At 41.1% G+C, this 24039-nt stretch carries 25 protein-coding genes; 3 read left to right on the top strand and 22 right to left on the bottom strand.

Annotation, left to right across the window (positions count from 1 at the left end):
* Positions 1–39 precede the first annotated feature (39 nt).
* The 12 genes from mtaB to gpr all read right to left on the bottom strand — a co-directional run bounded on the left by mtaB (position 40) and on the right by gpr (position 14056).
* On the bottom strand, positions 40–1398 hold the full coding sequence (gene mtaB / locus WAX46_RS02720; protein ID WP_226566819.1) for a tRNA (N(6)-L-threonylcarbamoyladenosine(37)-C(2))-methylthiotransferase MtaB: 1359 nt from the start codon (positions 1396–1398) through the stop codon (positions 40–42).
* Complete coding sequence (locus WAX46_RS02715; protein WP_226566818.1) at positions 1386–2168, bottom strand: 16S rRNA (uracil(1498)-N(3))-methyltransferase; 783 nt, start codon at positions 2166–2168, stop codon at positions 1386–1388. Before WAX46_RS02715 ends, mtaB begins: the two co-directional genes overlap by 13 nt.
* A gap of 22 nt (positions 2169–2190) precedes the next feature.
* Complete coding sequence (gene prmA / locus WAX46_RS02710; RefSeq protein WP_226566868.1) at positions 2191–3126, bottom strand: 50S ribosomal protein L11 methyltransferase; 936 nt, start codon at positions 3124–3126, stop codon at positions 2191–2193.
* Positions 3127–3148: 22 nt separating this feature from the next.
* Positions 3149–4282: a molecular chaperone DnaJ gene (dnaJ, locus tag WAX46_RS02705; RefSeq protein ID WP_226566817.1), complete on the bottom strand. Its 1134-nt coding sequence runs from the start codon at positions 4280–4282 to the stop codon at positions 3149–3151.
* A gap of 168 nt (positions 4283–4450) precedes the next feature.
* Positions 4451–6289 carry a molecular chaperone DnaK gene (gene dnaK / locus WAX46_RS02700; protein ID WP_226566816.1) on the bottom strand — a complete coding sequence of 613 codons (1839 nt, stop codon included), beginning with the start codon at positions 6287–6289 and terminating at the stop codon, positions 4451–4453.
* 24 nt (positions 6290–6313) lie between these two features.
* A complete protein-coding gene (gene grpE, locus WAX46_RS02695) occupies positions 6314–6871 on the bottom strand; it encodes a nucleotide exchange factor GrpE (RefSeq protein WP_226566815.1) in 558 nt (185 codons plus the stop codon).
* A 63-nt stretch (positions 6872–6934) separates the two neighbouring features.
* On the bottom strand, positions 6935–7966 hold the full coding sequence (gene hrcA, locus WAX46_RS02690; protein ID WP_226566867.1) for a heat-inducible transcriptional repressor HrcA: 1032 nt from the start codon (positions 7964–7966) through the stop codon (positions 6935–6937).
* Positions 7967–8050: 84 nt separating this feature from the next.
* Positions 8051–9190, bottom strand: a complete 1140-nt coding sequence (hemW, locus tag WAX46_RS02685; protein WP_226566814.1) for a radical SAM family heme chaperone HemW — start codon at positions 9188–9190, stop codon at positions 8051–8053.
* 114 nt (positions 9191–9304) lie between these two features.
* Positions 9305–11143, bottom strand: coding sequence for a translation elongation factor 4 (lepA, locus tag WAX46_RS02680; RefSeq protein ID WP_226566813.1), 1839 nt, complete (start codon positions 11141–11143; stop codon positions 9305–9307).
* Positions 11144–11319: 176 nt separating this feature from the next.
* Positions 11320–11652: a YqxA family protein gene (locus tag WAX46_RS02675; protein WP_226566812.1), complete on the bottom strand. Its 333-nt coding sequence runs from the start codon at positions 11650–11652 to the stop codon at positions 11320–11322.
* Between the two features lie 13 nt (positions 11653–11665).
* Positions 11666–12874: a stage II sporulation protein P gene (locus tag WAX46_RS02670; protein ID WP_336493324.1), complete on the bottom strand. Its 1209-nt coding sequence runs from the start codon at positions 12872–12874 to the stop codon at positions 11666–11668.
* 66 nt (positions 12875–12940) lie between these two features.
* On the bottom strand, positions 12941–14056 hold the full coding sequence (gene gpr, locus WAX46_RS02665) for a GPR endopeptidase (RefSeq protein ID WP_226566810.1): 1116 nt from the start codon (positions 14054–14056) through the stop codon (positions 12941–12943).
* 198 nt (positions 14057–14254) lie between these two features.
* Here gpr and rpsT point away from each other — a divergent pair, with 198 nt between their 5' ends.
* On the top strand, positions 14255–14521 hold the full coding sequence (gene rpsT, locus WAX46_RS02660) for a 30S ribosomal protein S20 (protein ID WP_226566809.1): 267 nt from the start codon (positions 14255–14257) through the stop codon (positions 14519–14521).
* Between the two features lie 128 nt (positions 14522–14649).
* Here the strand turns inward: rpsT and holA are convergent, their stop codons facing one another.
* The gene (gene holA, locus WAX46_RS02655; protein WP_336493323.1) at positions 14650–15669 is read right to left on the bottom strand and encodes a DNA polymerase III subunit delta; all 1020 of its coding nucleotides are present in this window, start codon (positions 15667–15669) and stop codon (positions 14650–14652) included.
* A gap of 237 nt (positions 15670–15906) precedes the next feature.
* On the opposite strand from holA, the gene WAX46_RS02650 reads away from it, so the two are divergent.
* Entirely contained in the window at positions 15907–16041 is a 135-nt protein-coding gene (locus WAX46_RS02650) for a YqzM family protein (protein WP_226566807.1), read from the top strand.
* A gap of 38 nt (positions 16042–16079) precedes the next feature.
* On the opposite strand, the gene WAX46_RS02645 is transcribed toward WAX46_RS02650, so the two are convergent.
* The 3 genes from WAX46_RS02645 to WAX46_RS02635 all read right to left on the bottom strand — a co-directional run bounded on the left by WAX46_RS02645 (position 16080) and on the right by WAX46_RS02635 (position 19661).
* Entirely contained in the window at positions 16080–18407 is a 2328-nt protein-coding gene (locus WAX46_RS02645) for a DNA internalization-related competence protein ComEC/Rec2 (protein WP_336493334.1), read from the bottom strand.
* The gene (locus WAX46_RS02640; protein WP_120208234.1) at positions 18400–18969 is read right to left on the bottom strand and encodes a ComE operon protein 2; all 570 of its coding nucleotides are present in this window, start codon (positions 18967–18969) and stop codon (positions 18400–18402) included. Before WAX46_RS02640 ends, WAX46_RS02645 begins: the two co-directional genes overlap by 8 nt.
* A 65-nt stretch (positions 18970–19034) precedes the next feature.
* Complete coding sequence (locus WAX46_RS02635; protein WP_336493322.1) at positions 19035–19661, bottom strand: helix-hairpin-helix domain-containing protein; 627 nt, start codon at positions 19659–19661, stop codon at positions 19035–19037.
* Between the two features lie 90 nt (positions 19662–19751).
* Here WAX46_RS02635 and comER point away from each other — a divergent pair, with 90 nt between their 5' ends.
* Entirely contained in the window at positions 19752–20600 is an 849-nt protein-coding gene (gene comER / locus WAX46_RS02630) for a late competence protein ComER (protein ID WP_336493321.1), read from the top strand.
* Positions 20601–20648: 48 nt separating this feature from the next.
* Here the strand turns inward: comER and WAX46_RS02625 are convergent, their stop codons facing one another.
* From WAX46_RS02625 to aroE, 6 genes are read right to left on the bottom strand one after another with little or no spacing between them, the layout of a single operon-like run.
* The gene (locus WAX46_RS02625) at positions 20649–21392 is read right to left on the bottom strand and encodes a class I SAM-dependent DNA methyltransferase (protein WP_336493320.1); all 744 of its coding nucleotides are present in this window, start codon (positions 21390–21392) and stop codon (positions 20649–20651) included.
* The gene (gene rsfS / locus WAX46_RS02620; RefSeq protein WP_226566802.1) at positions 21389–21745 is read right to left on the bottom strand and encodes a ribosome silencing factor; all 357 of its coding nucleotides are present in this window, start codon (positions 21743–21745) and stop codon (positions 21389–21391) included. Before rsfS ends, WAX46_RS02625 begins: the two co-directional genes overlap by 4 nt.
* Before the next feature lie 14 nt (positions 21746–21759).
* Positions 21760–22323 (bottom strand): bis(5'-nucleosyl)-tetraphosphatase (symmetrical) YqeK, encoded by a 564-nt coding sequence (gene yqeK, locus WAX46_RS02615; RefSeq protein WP_226566801.1) that lies wholly within the window; start codon positions 22321–22323, stop codon positions 21760–21762.
* Positions 22313–22882, bottom strand: a complete 570-nt coding sequence (locus WAX46_RS02610; RefSeq protein ID WP_226566800.1) for a nicotinate-nucleotide adenylyltransferase — start codon at positions 22880–22882, stop codon at positions 22313–22315. Before WAX46_RS02610 ends, yqeK begins: the two co-directional genes overlap by 11 nt.
* Positions 22883–22895: 13 nt before the next feature.
* The gene (yhbY, locus tag WAX46_RS02605; protein WP_226566799.1) at positions 22896–23186 is read right to left on the bottom strand and encodes a ribosome assembly RNA-binding protein YhbY; all 291 of its coding nucleotides are present in this window, start codon (positions 23184–23186) and stop codon (positions 22896–22898) included.
* On the bottom strand, positions 23180–24022 hold the full coding sequence (gene aroE, locus WAX46_RS02600) for a shikimate dehydrogenase (RefSeq protein WP_226566798.1): 843 nt from the start codon (positions 24020–24022) through the stop codon (positions 23180–23182). The genes yhbY and aroE overlap by 7 nt, the downstream gene beginning before the upstream one ends.
* Positions 24023–24039: the final 17 nt, after the last annotated feature.

Genomic DNA, 24039 nt, shown 5'->3' with positions numbered 1-24039 from the left:
AAGAAACCGGATTGCCCTGTGGCAGCCGGTTTTTGATTATTATGAAGTCATTCTCACTTTATCTGTTTGCACGTCATCACTGATACGGACGAATTGTCCTTCGTTATAAGGATAACCTGCCTTTGTAATTTTCACTTTCACCAAACGACCAATCATATCCTCTGTACCTTCAAATACAACCTTCATATAGTTATCTGTATAACCAACATAAAGATTGTGTTTTCCATCTTGTTCTTTGAAGGATTCTTCTGGAATAATCTCTAAGACATCTCCTTCATATTCCGATGCATATTCTTTCGCAAGCTGGTCAGAAAGAGCGATTAAGCGATGAACGCGTTCGTTTTTCACATGTTCATCCACTTGATCTTCCATTCTTGCAGCTGGTGTACCTGTACGTTTGCTGTAAGGAAATACGTGGAGCTCAGAGAATTGATGGTCTTTCACAAAATTATAAGTTTCCATAAATTCTTCTTCTGTTTCCCCAGGGAATCCTACGATCACATCAGAGGTCACAGCAAGGCCTGGCAATGCTTTTTTCAGCTTTGTTAAACGCTCTGCAAAAAATTCCATCGTGTATTTACGGCGCATTCTTTTCAGCACAGTATTAGAGCCAGATTGAAGCGGAATGTGTAAATGCCTGACAATTTTATCTGACTGATCGAGCACTTCAATCACTTCATCTGTAATTTGACTTGCTTCAATGGATGAAATGCGGATTCGTTTTAAGCCAATCACACGTTCATCTAATTCTTTCAGAAGCTTAGCAAAGTCATAATCTTTAAGGTCTTCACCGTATCCGCCTGTATGAATACCTGTTAACACAATTTCTTTATAGCCGGCAACCACAAGCTGCTGCGCTTGATTGATGACCTCTTCTGGATCACGAGAACGAAGAAGTCCACGAGCCCAAGGGATGATGCAGAATGTACAGAAATTGTTACAGCCTTCTTGGATTTTTAAAGAAGCACGTGTGCGGTCTGTAAAAGCAGGAACATCTAGCTCTTCAAACACGCGTGCTTTCATGATGTTGCCAACTCCATTGATCGGTTGTCTTTCTCTACGGTATTCTTCAATGTAACCAAGCAATTGATGTCTGTCTTGTGTTCCAACCACAATATCAACGCCAGGAATGGCCATGATTTCTGCCGGAGACGTTTGTGCATAACAGCCTGTTACACAAATGACACCATCTGGGTTATGACGAATGGCTCTTCTAATGACTTGACGGCTTTTTTTATCGCCTGTATTCGTAACCGTACATGTATTAATAACATATACGTCTGCCTTTGATTCATAATCTTTTCTTTCAAAACCCGCTTCTTTAAACAGCTGCCAGATGGCTTCTGTTTCATAGTGATTGACCTTACAGCCAAGTGTATGGAACGCTACTGTTCCCATAATGATTCACCTCTTAATAACTCTGTTTGATAAGAAATAGCAGAAAGCGCGTAAAGAGGAGCTGTTTCCGTTCTTAAAATGCGTGGTCCAAGTCCACAAATGACTGCACCTAGCTTTTCAAGCTCTTCAATCTCCTTTTCTGTCAAACCGCCTTCAGGCCCAAAAACAATTAATAGGGTTTGTCCGCCTTTCATCTGTTGAAGCACAGTTTTAAACCTGCTTTGCTCTCCTTCTTTCGATAATTCTTCGTAGGCAACGACACATTTATCGAATTCACCGGCCATTTGAATCAGCTCTTTACACGTTGATACTGGAAGAACACGGGGAATGATATTCCGATAGGACTGCTCGGCTGATTCTTTTGCTATTTTTTTCCATCGCTCTCGTTTTTTATGTGACTTCTTTTGGTCAAGCTTTGTAATGGAACGAGCCGCTTGAAACGGCACAAAAGCACTCGCGCCAAGCTCGGTACCCTTTTGGATAATCAGCTCAAACTTATCTCCTTTTGGCAGACCACTTGCTATCGTCACCCTAATCGGAAGTTCTCTATTTTGATTCGTCCAGCCTTTAAGGTGACAAATCACTTCTTCCTTTGTTATTGTATCAATTTTACTGAGCGCTTCAAAGCCGTCTGTCGTTAAGCAAAGGATGTCCTGCCCTGCTTTCATCCGCATGACGTTTGAAAGGTGATGTACATCTTCACCTTTTATGACGATGGCTCCCTTTGCCATCACTTCCTCTTTCGTGAGGTCGATAAAATATCGTTGCATACGTGACTGACACCTACTCGCTTTATTTTTTCGCTATAATGCTGACCCAATCTTCCATTGACAGCACTTCCACAATCTCAAAACCAGCTTCTTCTAGTGCCGTTTTGACTTGTAACTTCTTCTGACCGATGATTCCTGATGTAATGAAATAGCCATTTTTCTTCAATAAGGCATATGCTTGATCTGTAAATCGTAAAATGACCTCTGCAAGAATGTTGGCAACGATCACATCACGTTCACCTGAAATACCATCAAGTAAATTGTTTTGCTTCACAGTCACTTGATCACGAACACCATTTAGATCAATATTTTGCTTCGCACTTTCAACTGCAACGGCGTCGAGATCAAAGGCATGAATGTCTCTCGCACCAAGTATCGCTGCAGCAATACTTAAAACCCCAGATCCTGTTCCAACATCAATCACCGTATTGTTTTCCTTCACATAACGCTCAAGCGCCTGAATGCAAAGGACTGTTGTTGGATGCGTACCTGTTCCAAATGCCATGCCAGGGTCCATTTCAATGATCAGTTCATCAGAATGAACAGGTGTATATTCTTCCCATGTTGGAACGATGGTGAATTTTTCAGAAATTTTCACAGGATGATAGTATTTCTTCCATGCAGTTGCCCATTCTTCTTCATTTACTTCACAAATAGACAGCGTATTTCGTCCAAGGTCAATATCATATAGAAGAAGATTGTTGATGGCTTCTTTGATCTCATCTACCGTTTCCATCAAAAAGCTGTTCATCGGAAGATAAGCTTTGACAATAACGCCTTCATCCGGATAATCATTCGGATCGAGCTGGTAGATCTCACCGTATACATTTTCACGTTCCTTGAATAAATCAAGCGGGTCCTCAATCACGACACCACTAGCACCTGCTTCATGCAAAATATTGGTGATCGGTTCCACCGCTTCATTTGTTGTGTGGACGCTAATCTCTGACCACTTCAATACTACCAACTCCTTATCCATCTTACTCCCCTTTAAATGCGCGTTTTACCTTATCAAAGAAGCTCATTTCTTGTTCGTCCGGTTTATTTCCGCTCACTTCAGCAAATGTTCTAATGATATCTTTTTGATTTTCAGTTAAATTCGTTGGTGTGACTACCCGTACCACGATATGCTGATCGCCTTGGCCATAGCCTCGTACATTTTTTATACCTTTTCCTTTCAGTCTAAACTTCGTACCAGTTTGAGTGCCTGCAGGAACTTTTAATTTTACTTTTCCGTGTAATGTAGGTACTTCAATTTCATCACCTAATGCGGCCTGCGCAAAGGTAAGAGGCATTTCACAGTAAATGTCATCTCCGTCACGTTCAAAGAATTCATGCGCACGCACATGGAAAACAACGAAAAGATCGCCTGAAGGTCCTCCATTGACACCTGGTTCACCTTGACCAGATACTCTGAGCTGCTGACCATCATCCACACCTGCTGGGATCGTCACGTTGATTTTCTTACGCTTACGCACTTTACCAGATCCACCACATGTTGAACATTTGTGATCAATTTGTTTTCCAGTTCCGCTACAGTAGTTACACACTCTGCGGTTGACTACTTTACCAAATGGTGTTGATTGCTCAACATTTAATTGGCCAGAACCGCCGCAATGTGAACATGTCTTTGCTTGCGTTCCAGGCTTTGCACCTGATCCATAACATGTTTCACAGGTTTCTTCACGAGGGATTTCAACGGTTGCTTCCTTCCCAAATGCCGCTTCTTCAAACGAAAGCGTCATTGTATACTGAAGATCCGCTCCTTGACGCGGTGCATTCGGATCTCTTCTTCTGGTTCCGCCACCAAAAATACTAGAGAAGATGTCATCAAAGCCGCCGAAGCCGCCAAAATCTCCTCCGTCGCCAAAGCCGCCGCCGCCGAAGCCTTGGTTTGGATCGGTATGACCGAACTGGTCGTAATGCGAGCGTTTTTGATCGTCAGAAAGGGTTTCATAGGCTGCTTTTACTTCTTTGAATTTTTCATCTGAGCCAGCTTCTTTATTAATATCAGGGTGATACTTTTTTGAAAGCTTGCGGTATGCCTTTTTGATTTCGTCTTTTGAGGCGCTCTTACCAACGCCAAGCACTTCATAGTAATCACGCTTACTCATCTCTTCACACTCCCGATTTTCTCACATAAATACGATTGTATCATTTTGATTCGACATTTTTCAATTCCTTTTCATCGTTGAAAAGGAAAAAGTCAAAGCCAAGAGATCCTGACTTTGACTTTCCGACGAGTACGTTTCAGCAGTCTTTTTCAAAAGTAAAGGAGGTAATTATTTTTTCTCTTGATCGTCGCTTACTTCTTCGTATTCTGCATCCACTACATTTTCATCTGCTTTTTGAGCACCTTCAGCGCCTTCTTGCTGAGCTTGTGCTTGTTTTGCAGCTTCTTCATAGAGCTTAGTCGTTAATTCTTGAACGATTGTTTGCAGCTCATCTTTTTTCGCTTTGATGTCTTCAAGCTCGCCTTTTTCAATCGCAGATTTTAATGCATCTTTTGCTTCATTTGCTTTTTTGACTTGCTCTTCATCGATTTTGCCTTCTAGATCTTTTAATGTTTTTTCTGTTGTAAACACTAATTGATCTGCTTCATTGCGTATTTCGATTTCTTCTTTTTTCTTTGCATCTGCTTCAGCATTTTCTTCTGCTTCTTTCACCATTTTTTCGATCTCATCTTCAGAAAGACCTGAAGAAGATTTGATTGTAATGTTTTGTTCTTTTCCAGTGCCCATATCTTTTGCACGTACGTTGACAATGCCGTTTTTATCGATATCAAAAGATACTTCGATTTGCGGTACGCCGCGTGGTGCTGGCGGGATATCAGTCAATTGGAAACGACCTAATGTTTTGTTATCTGCTGCCATTGGGCGTTCACCTTGCAGCACGTGGATATCTACAGCTGTTTGGTTGTCAGCAGCCGTTGAGAATACTTGAGACTTACTTGTTGGAATTGTTGTATTACGTTCAATCAGCTTTGTGAATACGCCGCCCATTGTTTCAATTCCTAAAGAAAGTGGTGTCACGTCAAGAAGTACAACGTCTTTCACATCTCCTGTGATCACTCCACCTTGGATTGCAGCACCAAGTGCAACCACTTCATCAGGGTTTACGCCTTTATGAGACTCTTTCCCTGTTTCTTTTTTGATGGCTTCTTGAACTGCAGGAATACGAGTTGATCCACCAACAAGGATGACTTTATCAATCTCGCTAGCAGATAAACCAGCATCTTTTAGTGCTTGACGTACAGGGGTCATTGTACGCTCAACAAGGCCAGCAGAAAGCTCTTCGAATTTAGCACGAGTTAACGTTAACTCAAGGTGAAGAGGACCTGCTTCTCCAGCTGTGATAAATGGCAGTGAAATTTGTGTAGATGATACACCTGAAAGATCTTTTTTCGCTTTTTCAGCAGCATCTTTTAAACGCTGAAGCGCCATTTTATCTTTAGAAAGATCAATCCCATTTTCTTTTTTGAATTCAGCCACTAGATGATCAATAATGACTTGGTCAAAATCGTCTCCACCTAGTCGGTTGTCCCCAGCAGTTGAACGCACTTCAAATACGCCGTCTCCAAGCTCAAGGATTGAAACGTCAAATGTACCGCCACCAAGGTCGTATACCAGAATCGTTTGATCTTCTTCTGTTTTATCTAAACCATAAGCAAGAGCAGCTGCTGTTGGTTCGTTGATGATACGTTCTACTTCAAGACCAGCAATTTTACCTGCATCTTTTGTTGCTTGGCGTTCTGCATCGTTGAAGTAAGCAGGAACTGTAATCACTGCTTTTGTTACTTCTTCGCCAAGATAACCTTCAGCATAAGATTTAAGATGTTGAAGAATGATTGCCGAGATTTCCTGCGGTGTGTAGTTCTTGCCTTCAACTTCTACTTTATAATCTGTACCCATATGTCTTTTGACAGACATGATTGTGTTCGGGTTTGTAATTGACTGACGTTTAGCCACTTCACCTACTTGACGCTCTCCGTTTTTAAAAGCGACAACAGATGGTGTTGTACGTGCTCCTTCAGCGTTTGCAATGACTTTTGGCTCGCCGCCTTCAAGTACTGCAACACATGAGTTTGTTGTTCCTAAGTCAATCCCAATGATTTTACTCATATTTGATGACCTCCCATTATGTAGTTATTGATTTACTTTTACCATTGATGGACGAATAACTCGGTCTTTGAGTTTATAGCCCTTTTGCAATTCTTCTACAACAATATTTGAATCGTAGTTTTCATCTTCAACTTTCATGACGGCTTGATGAAGGTTTGGATCGAACTCTTTTCCGGCAGCGTCAATTGGTTCAACGCCTTCATTTTTCAACGCATCTACAAGCTGCCGGTAAACCATTTGCATTCCTTCTAACAAACTTTTCGTCTGCTCATTGTCTGGATCGATTCCAAGCGCTCTTTCAAAGTTGTCAAGAGCTGGGAGAAGATCGCTGACAACATGTTGAGAACGATATTTTTGCACGGTCTCCACTTCAGTTCGAGCACGGCGTTTATAGTTTTCAAAATCTGCTTGAACACGCAGAATTTTGTTTTCTTTTTCATCTAGAAGCTGCTGCAATTCTTCAATCTTCTCTTGAAAGACAGTCTGTTCATCACGCTTTGCTTCCTCATTATCTGCTTGAACTGCTTCTTCTTGTGCTTCAACCTCTGCTTCTTGCTCAGGTGTCTGTTTTTCTTCTGACATTGTGTTCACCTCCCTCAAAAGATTCAAGAATACGAAAGGGCTGTGCCCTCATTGATGATCACCCTACTCATCATACAAATTGGAAAGTGCGTTTGACAAGTCTTTTGATACATGATGTAAGAGACTAACGACTCTCCCGTAATCCATGCGGGTTGGGCCGATGACGGCAATGGAGCCGAGAGATTTTTGATCAATCGAATAGGTCGCAGTGATGAAGCTACAGTTCTCCATTGCTTCCAAAATGTTTTCTGAGCCGATTTTAATGGTGATTCCTTGCTGATTTGGATGAAACAGCTGCATGACATCATTCTTTTTCTCAATGAGCATCATGAGTGATCGAATGCGGTCAATGTCATGAAACTCTGGCTGATTCAACATATTAATCTTCCCGCCAAAGAAAAGTTTTGATTCATTTTGTGTCGATGTAAATGTGTTGCCAAGCGCATCTAAAATATGATCATAATCTTTTAAGTGCGTACGAAGCAGCATGACGACTTCTTTATACATCCTGTCCTTCAACTGATCCATCGGAATCCCAACTAGGCGACTGTTTAGAATATTCATCAGCTTCTCAATATCGGAGACATCAAGATGCTCAGAGAAGGTTATGGTCTTGCTTTCAACATGTCCGCTGTCTGTAATCATGATCGCGACTGCTTTGTTTGGCTGGACGGGGACAAGCTGAATTTGCTTTAATCGATTTTCACATAGCTTTGGACCAAGTACAATCGATGTATAGTTTGTGAGATCTGATAAAATTTCCGCCGATTTTTGAACTGTTTTTTCCAGCTCAAAAATTTTCTCCTGAAAAGCTGATTGGATGAGCACAAGCTCTTTAAACGACAGTTTTCGCGGAGAGAGCAAATGATCTACATAATAACGATATCCTTTTTCGGATGGAATTCTTCCTGATGAAGAGTGGGTTTTTTCAATAAAACCAAGTTCCTCCAAATCAGCCATTTCGTTTCTAATCGTCGCAGAGCTGAATGTCATGTCTTCTTTTTTAGAAAGAGTTCTTGACCCAACTGGCTGCGCAGAACGAATAAAGTCATTAATGATGACTTGCAGAATCAAAAGCTGACGATTTGTTAACATCATCATCATCACCCCTGTTAGCACTCTCTTTCAACGAGTGCTAATTGTATAAACAAAATTACCAAACTCAAATAAAAATGTCAATTATAACTCACCAAGAAACGCTTGAAATACTTCATTTCCTAACAATTTTCCTTTTCTTGTTAAACGAATCCCGATGTCATCTTGTACAATGAGACCTTTTTCTTCTAATTCTTCAAGAACGGTGGAAAAGAGCATTTCTGGTGCAGCTCCATATTTTGCTTGGAAGTGGGTGGTTTTAATGCCTTCGATTTTTCGTAGACCTAAAAACATTTCTTCTTCTATCTGCTCCCGCTTTGTGACCTGATGTGTTTCCTTATAGGGGAAGCCTGTTTGTTCAATCAGCTCCAAATAGTGTTTCACTGGCCCAGCGTTCACATTTCGGATGCCATCTACATAGCCATGCGCCCCTGCACCAAAGCCGAAATAATCTTCATTGCTCCAATATGTGAGGTTATGCTGGCTTTCAAAACCACGTTTAGCGTAATTGCTAATTTCATATTGTTTGAGTCCATGACGCTCCATTTCATCCATGACAAGCTCGTACATTTCAGCCTCACCTTCTTGGGATGGTAAATGCAGCTTCCCTTTTTGCATCAAGTTGTAAAAAAACGTCTTAGGCTCCACAATGAGTGAATAGACAGAGTAATGCTCTGCACCTAAGGAAAAAGCGGTCTCAAGTGAATTCAGCACATGATGCTTTTCTTGATGAGGCAAACCAAACATGAGATCAAGACTAATGTTGTCAAACCCAACCGCTCTTGCTCGTTCAAAAGAGGTTAGGACATCTTTCTTTTGGTGAACCCGGCCGATTTTTTTGAGCAAGTCATCTTCAAATGTTTGTACGCCGAAGCTTAGCCGATTCACGCCAGCTGATTTGAGGACATGCAGTTTATCAAACGATAGTTCGTCTGGGTTGGCTTCTACTGCAAATTCGATCAGGTCTTTTGACGGCTTCAATACGCGATAAATGCTGTCCATGAGCTGATCTAGCTGACTGACTGTCAGGGATGTCGGGGTTCCCCCACCAATAAAAATCGTTTTTAGTTCTTCCTCTCCCTTTTTCTCGATCGTGTGCTGCATCTCTTTTTCAAGTGCGGCTAAGTATTCATCTACTGGCTGCGTTTTGATGAAAAATTTATTGAAATCACAATAGTGACATATGTGCTCACAAAATGGAATGTGAATGTATGCTGCTTTCATTTGATGACACCTTCTTTACAGGTAAAGAGCCGCAGTTTATTGCTGCGGCACCTTTGTTTGTTTGCGACTATAAACATCAAGGCGAACATTGTAAAGCAGGTTGCCTTGAGGACCTTATTTTTTCGGCGTGCTGTCATCCATTTTCAGCACAGCCATGAATGCTTCTTGCGGGACTTCAACTGAGCCCACTTGCTTCATGCGCTTTTTCCCTTCTTTTTGCTTCTCAAGAAGCTTTCTTTTCCGGGAAATGTCTCCACCATAACATTTGGCAAGTACGTTTTTACGCATCGCCTTAATGGTAGAACGAGCCACGATTTTTTGACCGATTGCCGCCTGAACTGGTACTTCAAAATGCTGGCGTGGAATAAGTTCTTTGAGTTTTTCTACAATGATCTTCCCTCGTTCATATGCATAATCGCGGTGAACAATAAAGGAAAGGGCATCGATTTTTTCGCCATTAAGCATAATATCCATTTTGACAAGAGTGGATGGACGATAGCCTATCAGCTCGTAATCAAAGGATGCATAGCCTTTTGTATTGGACTTTAGCTGATCAAAGAACTCGTAAACGATCTCTGCCAAAGGAATTTCATAAACAATACTGACGCGGTTGGCATCAAGATATTGCATATCAATGAAATTGCCGCGTTTTCCTTGGCAAAGCTCCATGACAGAGCCTACGTAATCATTTGGCACCATCATTGTAGCCTTGACGTATGGTTCTTCAATTCGCTCAATCTTTTGTGGATCAGGCAAATTGGACGGGTTATCTACGACGATTTTTTCTCCATCTGTCATATAGACATCGTAAATAACACTTGGTGCTGTCGTAATGAGGTCAATTTTAAATTCACGTTCAATTCGTTCTTGGATGATTTCCATATGAAGCATTCCAAGAAAGCCGCAACGGAAACCGAAGCCAAGTGCTTGGGATGTCTCTGCCTCATATTGAAGTGAAGAGTCATTTAATTCAAGCTTTTCTAACGCTTCACGTAAGTCGTTATATTTCGCTGTGTCAATTGGATAAAGTCCGCAGTACACCATCGGGTTCAGCTTTCTATATCCTGGCAGTGCTTCTTTGGCAGGGTTCTCCGCACTAGTGATCGTATCCCCTACACGTGTATCCCCAACATTTTTGATGGCAGCTGTTAAATATCCAACATCTCCAACGGCGAGTTCGTCTGTTGGCATTGCTTTCGGTGTGAAAACGCCGACTTCAAGCACTTCAAATTCTTTTCCTGTTGCCATCATTTTGATTTTCTGACCGGGTCTTACGGTTCCTTGGACAATCCGTATGTATGCAATGACGCCTCGATACGCATCGTACAGGGAATCAAAAATAAGGGCTTGAAGAGGTGCTTCTGGATCTCCAGCTGGTGCCGGCACTTTTTCTACGATTTGTTCTAAAATATCCTCGATCCCAATGCCCGCCTTCGCAGATGTCAAAACAGCTTCAGATGCATCCAAACCGATGACATCTTCAATTTCTTTTCTTACACGCTCAGGCTCTGCACTTGGCAAATCGATTTTATTGATTATCGGAAGAATTTCTAGGTTGTTATCAAGAGCTAAATAAACGTTTGCAAGTGTCTGTGCTTCAATTCCTTGCGCTGCATCTACAACGAGAATTGCGCCTTCACAGGCAGCCAGGCTTCGGGATACCTCATAGGTGAAGTCGACATGCCCTGGTGTATCAATCAGGTGCATAATATATTCTTCTCCATCCTTCGCCTGATATTTCAGTTGAACAGAGTTTAATTTAATTGTAATGCCGCGTTCACGCTCTAAGTCCATGGAATCAAGTAATTGTTCTTTCATTTCTCGTTGAGTAATCGCCGCTGTTTTTTCCAAAATACGGTCCGCCAATGTGGATTTTCCATGGTCAATATGGGCGATAATGGAGAAATTTCGAATTCTTGATTGCCGTTCTAATCGTTTTTCTTTATCAGTCACAATCTATCACTCCTACTATAAAACGCGGGTTGCGCTAGGTTAGATTATATCAATAGGGTTGTAAAGATTCAATCGAAATCAAGAAAAGCCGCTCATCGATTAGCGGCTTTCATTAAAATGGGAATATTTCATTAAACATGGCATAATAATTGGATTGGTTTTGCCAAATTTAATGTTTATTTTCCATTCACCCAATCATAAAGAGAACGGGCTGCATGTGTCATGCCATCAGATAGAGCTTTTCCGGCCTTTGAGAAGGCATTAAAGCTCTCCATTTCTTCAAGCTGTTTTTGTTTTTCTGCTAAATCCTTTTCTGTGACGGATGTCCCTAAGATAGAAGCTTCTCTTTCTTGGTCGTCATTCACTTGAATGGAGAAGGCCCCTTTCAATTTTGGATCATGGTAGCCCTTCATTTGCAGCATCCCATTATTCGCTTGTTGCATTCCTAAAAAGACACCAAACAGCAAGACCAACCCTAATATAATGGTTTTTCCGATAAATGAGCCCATGCCCGTCACCACCTTAAGAACGTTTTTTCTCATCCTTTGTCTTGCCATTTACTTTTTCTGCGTCCCAGAAAATTTCACTGAACACATCAGCGGCCGCATTGGATGCATTTTTTAATTCTTCCATATTATTATCCACACCGCCAAATTCTAAAAGAAGAGCTTTGTCAGATAAATCTTGATTATAGATTCCATTATCGCCAATTTCTCCTTTAGCAAACACTCCGATGCTAAGTCCTTTATATTTTTTTTCCATCAAATGGTGAAATTCTGTCGCTATCTTTAAATTCTTCTCATAGCTTTGATTCTTTTTCCCGATCACAAATGCAATTCTCGCATATTTTTCCCCTTTGATCTCCACAGTGGTATCTTTCTTTCTTCTTGAATCACGGTGAATATCAATTAAATATTCAAGTTCATCATTTTTAGCGAGGGCTTCTTTTACGACCAATCTTGATTCATTATACGATTGTGGATACTTTAATCCTTTTTGCAGAAGCCTTTTTTCAATTTCTGTTTTGTCTACTATATTGCCGACTCCTTGTTGATCAAGCGCCTTCCCAAACATTTCCCCGACAAGGGTTACGTTTACTTTTGAGTGCCGTGCATTGTTTGGGTTGGTTTCCTCTTTTAAAAATGGCAAATATGATTCCGTATTATGTGTGTGATAAATGTACACGGCTTTTCGTTTTCCTGTAGAACGGTTTGGCTCTTTTACAGGCTTTTTCGGCTCATCCTCATCAAGCTTGTCCAGCTCAGCTAAATTTGCTTCTTTCTCATCTTTGATCACTTCACTTGGTGGTGGTGATTCCATTGGCATGTTGGTATAGTCTGTTCCTTCACCCGCTAAGATGATTTTTGTATCAAAATGTTCAAAGCCTGGCAGCTCTCTTCCCAGAAAACTGCGCGGATCTTCTAAATTGATACTTGTCGCAAGCTTGAGTGACAGTCCAGAGAAATTGAACCCTTTTTGATTTTTTGGAACTGCTGAGGCGAAATATTGGTTTTCCATCCCCATCAGTGTGGCAAAGAACGCTCCTGACAGCTCATCAGCCACCCCATACAACGATGCTTGAGGTCTAAGCTCAGGTTTTAAGGACGTCAAAGCTCCTGACATGACAAACACGACCACAAGAGAGGCAATAAACAAGAAAATACTTTTCACTACTTTGGTTCCATTAATCGTAACGACCAACTGTCGACGACGGCGGGGTCTTTTTTTCATGATTTACTCCCTCCAGCACGCTTTCTAGTAATTACACTATGAGCGAGCTAGAGAAAGTAGAACAGATTAATGATTATAAGATCCCATGTTATCTTGAGAGATTTTACCATGAAGTGCTGTGTTTAATCCATTGGCGATTACGTTCGCCATGTCGTCAATGAATGTATCCACTTCCTTAGGCGTTACCATTAAGTTTTGCCCTAGCGGCGCAAGCACTTCATGGATGAGCTGTCTTTTTTCTTCTTCAGGAAGCGTTCCTACTATTCCTAGAAATGATTGACGCGTTTCTTCATCTGGTAAGTCTTCTTCGTTTAACACTTTTTTCTTCCCAAATGTCAGACCAGCTGGCACAAGAGAGCGGGAGGGGCTATCATCTTTCAGTTCTCTACCAAAATGCTTTAAGACATAATCAATCGTGTCACTTGCGATCGTCACTGCATCAACAACTGTCGGAACACCAATTGCAATCACTGGAATACCCAATGTATCTCTGCTTAATTCCTTACGCTTATTCCCTACACCAGATCCTGGATGGATGCCTGTATCAGAAATTTGAATCGTTGTATTCACCCGTTCCACCGCACGAGCGGCAAGTGCATCGATGGCAATCACAAAATCAGGCTTGGATCGTTCTATCACGCCTTGTATAATGTCACTTGTTTCAATACCAGTCAGTCCCATCACACCAGGTGATAAAGAAGACACTGGGCGATAGCCTTCCTGTACATTTTCTGGCTGCAATTCAAATAGATGACGGGTCACAAGTAAGTTTTCAACTGTAAGTGGCCCTAGGGCATCTGGCGTGACATTCCAGTTTCCTAAACCCACAACAAGACAGCTGGCATCTGCCTGAATTCCTCGGTCTTTTAAAAACTGAGCAAAATGAAGGGCGAAGACTTCGACTACTTTTTCTTGCATCTCAGAATCCTTCTCACGAATCCCCTGCGCCTCTAGCGTCAAGTATGTACCTGCCTTTTTTCCGGTCATCTCTTCTCCTTCTTTCGCGATATCCACAGTGCGTATGCGGATGCCGTTCTCTTCCTTTTCCTTCTCGACAATCCCTTGAATGCCGTCTTTTTTAATGACATTAGGATCGTTTTCTTGTTCTAATATCTCTTTTGTTTCAACGGCCAAGTCTGTCCGAATTTGATAAGCGCTTAAATCAAGTTTCTGTTTCTTCATGAAAAGGCTCCTTTCACCAAGTAATTAACAGTAGTCTTTCCATCTCTGAAGAGAAACATTCGAGCGCTTCATCAATGAAAAATACTTTACATTTATATTGCATTCTAATGGTGTGTTTGATAGAATACAATTTGTTCTATTGTGAAGATTTAACCTTAAGACAATTGTGTTTAGGTTGTATCTTAGGAGGTGAAACATATGCCAAATATTAAATCAGCGATCAAACGTACAAAAACGAATAACGAACGCCGTGCACACAATGCAACAATCAAGTCTGCGATGCGTACTGCGATTAAACAAGTTGAAGTTTCTGTAGCTAACAACGATGCTGAGCAAGCAAAAGCTGCTCTTTCTTCTGCTGCAAAACGCATTGACAAAGCCGTTAAAACTGGTCTTGTACACAAAAACGCAGCCGCGCGTTACAAATCAAGACTTGCTAAACACGTAAACGGACTTTCTGCATAATGATTGCATCGCCTCAGTGATGAGGCATCTGTTTAACTGTACGTCCGTCCTGACCGGCTTAGCCATAAGGACAGACTGACAATTATACATCTAAACAAAAACGACCCTCTTTTTAGAAGGTCGTTTTTTTATGCACCTAATAACCGAACCAAGAAAAGCTCTAACAATAGCTGCTTGTCCTTTTTACCCGTTTTCATTTCATAATCGATGGTGGAGAGCCCTTTCACGATCTGCTTTAGCTCTTGTTCTGAAAACAGTCTTGCCTGGTCCATGGCGAGCTTAACCCGGAATGGATGGACCTTCAAATTTGAAGCAATTTGTTTTTGGCCATATCCCTGCTGGGCGAAGTATTTTGTATGCAAAATCAATCGAAATTGCTTTGAGATGAGTGCCAATATTTTAATGGGCTCCTCATTTTGTTTCAACAGGTCATAAAACATTTGCATCGCCTCAGAGCGGCGTCTGTTCACAATTTGGTTAATGAGTTCAAAAATATTCTGCTCTAAGCTTCGTGCCACGAGCTGATTGACATCAGAAAGTTCAATTTCTTCCCGCTTTCCAATATATGTACTAAGCTTCCGAACCTCTTGGAAAAGAGAGGACAGACTCCCGCCACATAACATCACAAGCTGCTCAGCCGCATCGGCTGTTATCGCTTTTCCTTCTGTCTTAGCCAGCGTGATCGTAAAATCAGTTGTTTCTTTAGGATTTAACTCTTTCGCCTCGACTACAGCCGCTTTCTTTTTTAGCAATTTGGTGATTTTCTTACGTTCATCCAGTTTTTCATATGGCGCTAATAACACAAGAATCGTATAGGGCGCTGGCTTTTCTAAATAGGATTCTAACACGGAAAGTTGATGCTCTATCTTCTCTTTTTTCTTTTCGGCTGTGAGAAAATAAGGATTCTTGATCACAACGAGACGTCGTTCTCCCATAAACGGAAAGGTTTCTGCGTCTGTCACAGCCTGCTCAAGCGGCACCTCTTCCATATCGAAGACGGAGTAATTAAAATCTTTTGTCTCCTCGTCAACCACAGCTTGTCTCAGTTTAGCAACTGTCTCTTGCAGCAAATATGTTTCTTTTCCATATAAGCAATAAACGGGATGGACATCCCTTTTTTTAAAATTATTCCATATATCAAAGACCATAAGTTAAATCCCTCTCTTTCACTTCCTCCTCTATCCTAAAGTGTGTTGGGACATTAGTAAAGAGGAAGCTGAAAGTGCCGCCTCCTCATTTATAGTAAACGTCTGGCGCAAGCTCCCGGGTCAGCTTGCTGTCAGGCGATATTCATAAAATGATTAAGAAAGTGGAAAACGGTTACTTTACCTTCTAGCAATTCCAATTGAGTTCAAGTATACTAAAATTAGCCAGGAGGGATGAAAATGAATGAATTTGAAAAAAATGTTCAAAGCAAGCGGAATGATGTGACCGACTCAGCTGTTGGTTTTGTCGTCACATTCGGATTTTTCGCCTCAATGTTTATTTTGGCAACAATCATACACCTCGTTGGATCTTAAACTTCATGACTGTAAATGACTGCCTTTTTGGCAGTTTTTTATTGATTTTGTAAGATATCATATGGAGAGTGCGAGTAAAACGTTCCATTCTGATCAATAAATTCATAGGTCACACTTCCATCTAGATCTGTACGGTACACCCTCAACTGATGATCATTCAATTTTTTCAATACTTCTTGATGGGGATGATGATAACGATTTCTTTCACCTGCCGAAATCATTGCATATGACGGCATTAGATGCTGAAGCCATTCTTCACTTGTTGATCCCTTGCTCCCGTGATGTCCAACCTTTAGTACATCCGTGTGCAAATAAGGATAAGCTTTTATGATGTCCCGTTCGCCTTCTTGTTCAAGGTCACCCGTCAATATAAAGTGCTTCCCGCCAAGAGTAAACGTTAGAACGAGTGAATCATTATTCTTCGTTGTCACTTTGCCTTGAGCTGGATGAAGAATCTCAAATTCTTGACCTCCAATTTTTAGCTTATCCCCTCTCTCTAATTCATCAACAGGGACTCCTTTACTAGCTGCTTCTTTTAATATTTGTGCATCTTCTGGACTTCGAGCAAAGCCTTTTGGCACAGCCAGCCGCTTTACTTTGTTTCTTTGTATTAAACGGACTGCTTCCCCCATGTGGTCTTGATCCGCATGTGTGAGGATAAGGAAATCGAGTTTCGCTATTCCTTTAGAATGCAGAAAAGGAATGAGCGTTTGATCACTGATCGTAGATACTTTTCGTCTTTTTTTCCACGGTTCTTCTTTAAAAGAAAGTCTACCTCCTGTATCCACTAATAGATTCCCCTTTCGATGAGGAAGCTGAATAAACAAACTATCCCCCTGCCCTACATCCAGCATCGTAACCTCACCTTTATGAAGAAAATTTGGAGTAAGATAGTGTGCGCTCAGCACTACAATGAGAAAAAGAATGGTCAAAATATAAGATTTCACGGAAGTTTTGGTCTCCAGCACAAATAGCAGAAAGATAATAGATCCAACTTCAAGAAGAATATGCCACCAAGTAGATTTCATAAAGATCAGGTTGAACCCCTCATAATTAGCTATATATGCTGATAAATGATGGCTAAGCTGAATCACCCAATCAAGTAGCTGAAACATTTTTTGACCAAGCGGAAGGTACACAATAGACAAAAGAAAAAAGAATAAAGACAGCGGCATGACAACCGTTGTATAAAAAGGCACAAAGATCATATTTAAGGGAATGCTCAGCAAAGAAAATTGCTGAAAGTGATATAAAAGAATAGGGAGCGAAGCAATCTGGGCAACAAAAGAAATGAGAAATAACTGCATCACCGCACTTTTCGCTTTTGATAAGATCCTGGCAGACAACAAAATAAAAAACGTCACCACGAATGAAAGCTGAAAACCAATATCAAATAAGTAAAGTGGATGAATGGCCAATAACAGCAAAAATGTCACACTTAACACCACCGTAGAAGACTGTTTCATTTCTTTTGGCAGGCTTATGATCATTAAATATATCCCTGCCATAAGACAAGCTCTTAAAACGGAAGGCGCAGCACCTGTTAAACATACATAAACCGGAAGAAAACAAAGTAAAACAATACGTGCTGTCTCTCTTGTCACCCCAAAACGAATCAGACACCAAAATAAACAAGCTAAAAGAGTCTGAACATGCAGTCCTGAAATTGCTAGTAAATGAATCAAGCCGAGCATTTGATAATCTCTTAACGTGTCAGGGTCAATCCACTCACGATCTCCAAATATGAGAGCCTGTACAATCCCAACAGAACGCTTTGGAACATGTTTTTCTAAAAATTTCAGCCCTTTTTGCCTCATGGTTTCAAGAAGATATGAATGTCTCTCTTTTTTCGAGCAGCTTTTCATAGACTGCGGGAGGAAAATAGCATTAATGCCTTTTGTTTTAAGAAATTGATCGTATTGAAATCCGTTAGGAATGGTTGCTCGTTTAGGTAATCGGACATCACCAGTCATATGGCAGCTCATACCTGGTTCCACACCTTTCAGCAATTCCTTTTCATACTCCGTTTGAATCGTATAAAAAGCCACTAATCGATCATTACCTGCTGAAACAGTTGCTGAAAAACGATTGCCATCTATATTCGGAATACTTTCAATCACAACTAAATCAGACAGGGATTTTTCTTTAATGACATGGCCTGATTCAAATGACTGATGAACCATAAAGATGAGTGTATAGACAGTTCCGCATAAACTAACCATTAGAAATAGCTGGGGTGTTTTTTTCAGTAGGCTGAGAAGAAAAAAAAAGAAAAGAAAGAGAAGGAAAAACATATGAAGATCAAATGCGGCCAGGGCAATTCCGACAGCTGCCGAAATCGCCCCGAACGGCAAATAGTTAAACATAGGAAGTGAATAATTGGTTCGCCTTTTCATGCATGTCTCGAATTTCTGTTTCGCTAAGTCCTGATTCACTTAGCTTACCAATTAAATCTGCAACAAAGGCTAATTTCTCTTGATTTTTTAGGTCAATGATCATTTCATCTAGTTCAACCTGTTCTATTTGAACTCCGGCCTGCTCAAATAAATCGATAGCGTATGGATGATTTTTATAATCCTTTGCATAATACACTGTTCGAATGCCTGCTTGAATAATGGCTTTACAGCACTGTAAACAAGGGAAATGCGTGACATATATTTCAGCATCAGCTGTTGGTGCGCCAAACTTGGCACATTGTAAAATGGCATTCATCTCCGCATGGATTGTGCGTACACAGTGATGATCAATGACATAGCATCCTACATCTGCACAATGGACATCACCAGCAATTGAACCATTGTATCCTCCTGCGATGATGCGCTTGTCTCTTACGATAGTTGCCCCAACAGCTAACCGCTCACAGGTACTTCGTAAAGCAAGCAAATGGCTTTGAGCCATAAAATATTGATTCCATGAAATTCTTTCCACGAGCTGATCCCTCCAGAATGATGTATGGTATTAAGTGTACATGCCTTTCTTCTATACCGTCAATTTTACTTGACGGTTAATTGACTTTTCAGCCGTTCAACTGTTTTATCCCCGAAGCCAGGAATGTTCCGCAAGTCTTCAATTTGTTGAAATTCTCCATGTTCCTCTCTATAAGTAATGATGGCTTCCGCTTTGGCTGGCCCTATTCCGTTAATTGTCTGCAATTCCGTTGCATCGGCTTGATTGATATTGACACCTTGACTCTTTTCATTCCCTGATGAAGTGTCAGTTGCTGCTGTTTGCCTCTGCGTGTCCGCTTCTCCCTGCTTGCGAACATAAATCATCATACTATCCTCTAATTTTGCTGCTTGATTGATTTCAAACGTATCTGCTTTACTAGTAAAGCCTCCTGCTCTTTTAATCGCTTCCTCAACCCGTGCATCAGATTGAAACATATAAACACCTGGCTTCCTTACAGCTCCTTTGACCTCTACAACAATTGATGATGGTTCATTTCCTACGTTATCTTGTTTTTCTAATGTGAGTTTCCTTTCTTTATTTTCCTTTAATACGCTTGGCTCGGTGCTGTTTTGCCCTTTTCCTACTAAAAAGAAGAGGATGATTGTCACCATGATCATGAGCCCTGCAATGATATAAAGACTGTATTTTTTCAATGGACTGAGTCGCTTCACTTGCTCACGCTTCTTTCATTCATAATTTCCCATAGCTCAACATACTGTTTAGAAGATAACAGATCCTATGCGTCTAAGGAGGGAGAACGTTTGAAGATAGGTTTAATCGGTACAGGAAACATGGGTACCATACTTACTGAGGCATTTATTGAATCGAAGGCAGTCAATCCCTCATCCATCACCATCACAAACAGGACCATTGAAAAAGCGTTCAATATAAAAAAGAACCATCCAGAGCTCGAAGTAACCAAACAGCTTTCAAGGGCTGTGACAGATAAGGATTTCATCTTTATTTGTGTCAAACCACTTGATATTTACCCGCTGTTAAAAGAGCTGAGTCCTCTTTTAACAGAGCAGCAAACCATTGTCATTATCACAAGTCCGATTCATCCTGAACAGCTTCAAGATATCGTTCCTTGTCAAACAGCTAGGCTGATCCCAAGCATTACTAACCGTGCGTTATCAGGTGCATCACTTTTAACTTTCGGTTCATCCTGTAATGTCGCGACTAAAGCAGCGTTAAGACAGTTAGCTTCCGGTATTTCAATACCGATTGAAATCCATCATTCGATTACAAGAGCTGCCTCAGATATCGTCAGCTGCGGACCCGCTTTCATAAGCTTTCTCGTTCAGAAAATGATTGAAGCTGCCGTCGAAGAAACGGATATTTCAAGAGAAGAAGCCACCACCTTATCAGAAGATATGCTTGTAGGACTTGGCCGTTTGATTGAAAAAAGAGTCTATACCCTTCCCACACTGCAAGACAAAGTGTGTGTAAAAGGTGGCGTCACTGGTGAGGGAATTAAAGCTCTTGAAACAGGCGTTCAAGATATGTTTCACCGGCTTTTTCAGAACACTCATGAAAAGTTCGATGAAGATCTTAAAGCGGTAGCGCATCAATACCCGCCAAGTGTGTTTACTGATGATCGCAGAAATTAATCACCTTTGCAACAAGCGAAAAAAGGGTTTTAAAAAACCATCGTTCCATTAAACGATGGTTTTTGGTTTCTTGGCGGAGATAAAATATCTTTCGGCGAGTTCCTGAGGAGCTTCATTTGTAAAATCAGCGGTCACTTCAATCTTTTCGAAGCCAACAGACTCTAGGAACAATGCATATTTCTCAAATGTGAATGTACGCTGTTCATGTGTCTCATCATAACGTTGATACACGTCTCCGTTCTTTACAAAAAAGCTTAAATCATGAATAACCGAATATAGGGCATCCCCCTGATCACTCTGCCAAATATAGCTGATCTCTTCATCTTGATCTGCATAAGTAGAGCCAGGAAATACCTTTTCCATTTTATAAGGGGTATGAACATCAAAAAGTAAAACTCCATCTTTCTCTAAAAGCTGAAACATGTTTTTAAAGGTTTTTTTGACGTCATTTTCGTTTTTTAAATAATTCAGGGAATCACAGCAAATGACCGATGCTTGAAACGCTTGATCAAAGCCGGTAAGCTCTCTCATATCTTGATGTAAAAATTGAATTGGCAGCTTGTGAGCTTGTGCTTTTTGCTGCGCGAAGGCCAGCATCTCTTCACTTAGATCAATTCCTGTCACCACGTGGCCATTTTGAGCTAATCGAAGAGAAATTTCTCCAGTTCCACAGCCTACATCGATAATTTTTGCCTTCGGTCCAATATACTGCTGTATCCACTGAACCCATTCATCATAAGGTGCATGTGTCATGAGCTCATCATACACACCTGCAAACCCTTGATAAATCATGAGTTAATGCCAAGCGAAAGTGTTTCTCTTGGCGCATCTCCCCATAGTTTTTCTAAGTTGTAGTATCCTCTTTCTTCTTTGTGGAACACATGAGCAATGACATCTCCTAAATCAATCAATACCCATCTTGCCTCGTCAAAGCCTTCCATCTTTTTCACTTCGACTCCACTTTTTTCTGCAAGATGTTTTACTTCTCTTGCAATAGCTTGTACTTGCTTGTCAGAGTTCCCATGACAAATGAGAAAGTAATCTGCTACAAGTGAGATTCCTTGCATATTAAGGGCAATAATCTCTTCAGCCCGCTTATCATCACACGCTCCTGCTGCGATGTTTAAAATTGATGATGCATCCATTCCATCATTCCTCCTTAGTTGTTCTTATGCACTAGCGAGTTGTAAGTAGCAATTGTATCTGGAAAGACTGGCTGATTCTTTTTCATTAAAAAGTTCACTGTATTTTTTAACGATTGAATCAATGAACTGTCCAAATCATTTTCTGCTAACTCCCGCACTTCTTCTACACCAGGAAAATGGCGCCCTGGCTCAATATAGTCTGCGACATAAATGACTTTCTCAAGCAATGTCATGCCTGGTCTGCCAGACGTATGAAACTCAATCGCTGTTAAAATATCTCGATCGTCTATTCCTACTTCTTTATTAACCAAATATGCACCGACCGGAGCATGCCAAAGCTCGGGTGAATAATCAAGCAATAAAGGGTTCATCTGTTCTTGTTGGATGATGCCCTTCATTTCTTCCTTCGGTCTAAATTTGGCATAATCATGAAAAATAGCGGCAATCTCTGCTTTTTTTACATCTGCGCCGAACCGTTCCGCTAAAGAAATGGCTGTATCCATGACCCCAAGTGTATGTGTATATCTATGCTCTGTTAACTGCTCTTTGACACAGTTCAATGCTTCCTCACGATTCATATAAATGATGCTCCTTTATATAACGCTCAACAGCTTTAGGAATCAAATAATCAACAGGTTGCCCCTGCTCTATTCGTTGCCTAATCAATGTCGATGATACATCAAAAGCTGGAACATCTGCAAATAAAAGAGGATACGTCGTGCTCCCTTCATCACCATGCCTTTTCATCCCAATAAAGGTGATCATCTGAAGCAAATCATGAATTCGGTGCCAATTAGGCAAATAATCCACCATATCCGCTCCAATCATAAAAAAGAACTCATCCTCAGGATGACGTTTCTTTAACAGCTCCACCGTATCTACTGTATAAGATGGACCCTCTCGCTCCATTTCAATGAGCTCCAGCCGAAAATGCATATTTGACTGAATCGCTCGTTCCACCATTTTCACCCGGTGATGACTATCTGCTCGTTTTCGGCCCGCTTTATGAGGGGGGTTGTGATTTGGGATAAACCAAATTTCATCAAGCCCCACCTGAAAGCGCACCTCATTTGCCATTAGCAGATGCCCATTATGCGGGGGGTCAAACGTACCGCCGAACAACCCTATTTTTTTCATATCTCATCCACCTTTACGGCAGCTTAATTTGTTTATTTTCCTTAGATTCTTTATAAAGGATAATCATATTTCCAATCGTTTGAACGAGTTCAGCTTTTGCACCCTTTACAAGTGCTTTAGCGACCTCCGTTTTATCCTCGTCGCAGTTTTGCAATACGCTGACTTTTATCAGTTCTCTTGCTTCAAGCGCCTCGGAAATTTGCTTGACCATATTGTCATTTACCCCGCCTTTTCCAACTTGAATAATGGGTGATAAATGATGTGCTTGTGCACGTAAGAAACGTTTTTGCTTACCTTTTAACATGGTGTTCCTCCTAATTTCTCTATGACAATTGACTTCATTTTTAGGGCGTCGGGTGTGATGCCTGTCCACAGTTCAAAGGCTCTTGCCGCTTGACCAACAAACATGCCAACACCATCTACTGTTTTCAAACCTAATCCAGTTGCTTCTCTTAGCAGTTTTGTTTCTATTGGATTATATACAATATCACAAACGACCGCTGTTTTTTTTGCGTTTGCTAAAGAAATTGGGGTTTCTTCAACATTCGGATACATGCCGATTGAGGTTGTATGGATAATGACATCATAATCCCCAAGCTGGTCTTCTGCTTTATTTAATGCGAGTGCACTGGAGTTGATGTTTCCATGAGTACTTTCAATTAATCCCTCTGCTTTTTTAATGGTACGATTGGTAATATCAAAGCTTTTCGGTGCATACTCAGCAATCGTCGTATAAATCGCTCTTGCCGCTCCGCCAGCACCGATCATGAGAAATGATAGCTCTGATAACGGCTGATCCAAGGCTTCAAGCAATGAATGAAGAAAGCCCTCTCCATCTGTATTGTACCCAACAAGTTGGCCTTTTTCGAGCCGCACAGTATTGACTGCACGTAGGCGTTCAGCTGTCACATCAATTTTGTCAAGGTACTGCATGATCTCCACTTTGTGCGGGACAGTGACGTTAAAGCCCCTGATTCCTAAGGCTTTCATGCCGCTAATGGCATCTGCAAGGTCACTTTCCTCTACTTGAAAGCCCTGATAATGCCCGCCAATCCCAGCATCCTTTAATGCTGCGTTATGAATATCCGGAGACATTGAATGGCCAACAGGGTTACCAATTAATCCATATAAAGGTTTCAAGGTCTCTCCCCCTTCGA

It is taken from the genome of Bacillus sp. FJAT-53060 (genome assembly GCF_037104745.1).
Taxonomy (GTDB): Bacteria; Bacillota; Bacilli; order Bacillales; family Bacillaceae; genus Bacillus; species Bacillus stratosphericus_B.
The sequence above is the reverse complement of the archived record's forward strand: the minus strand, read 5'-3'. Positions and strand labels throughout refer to the sequence as shown.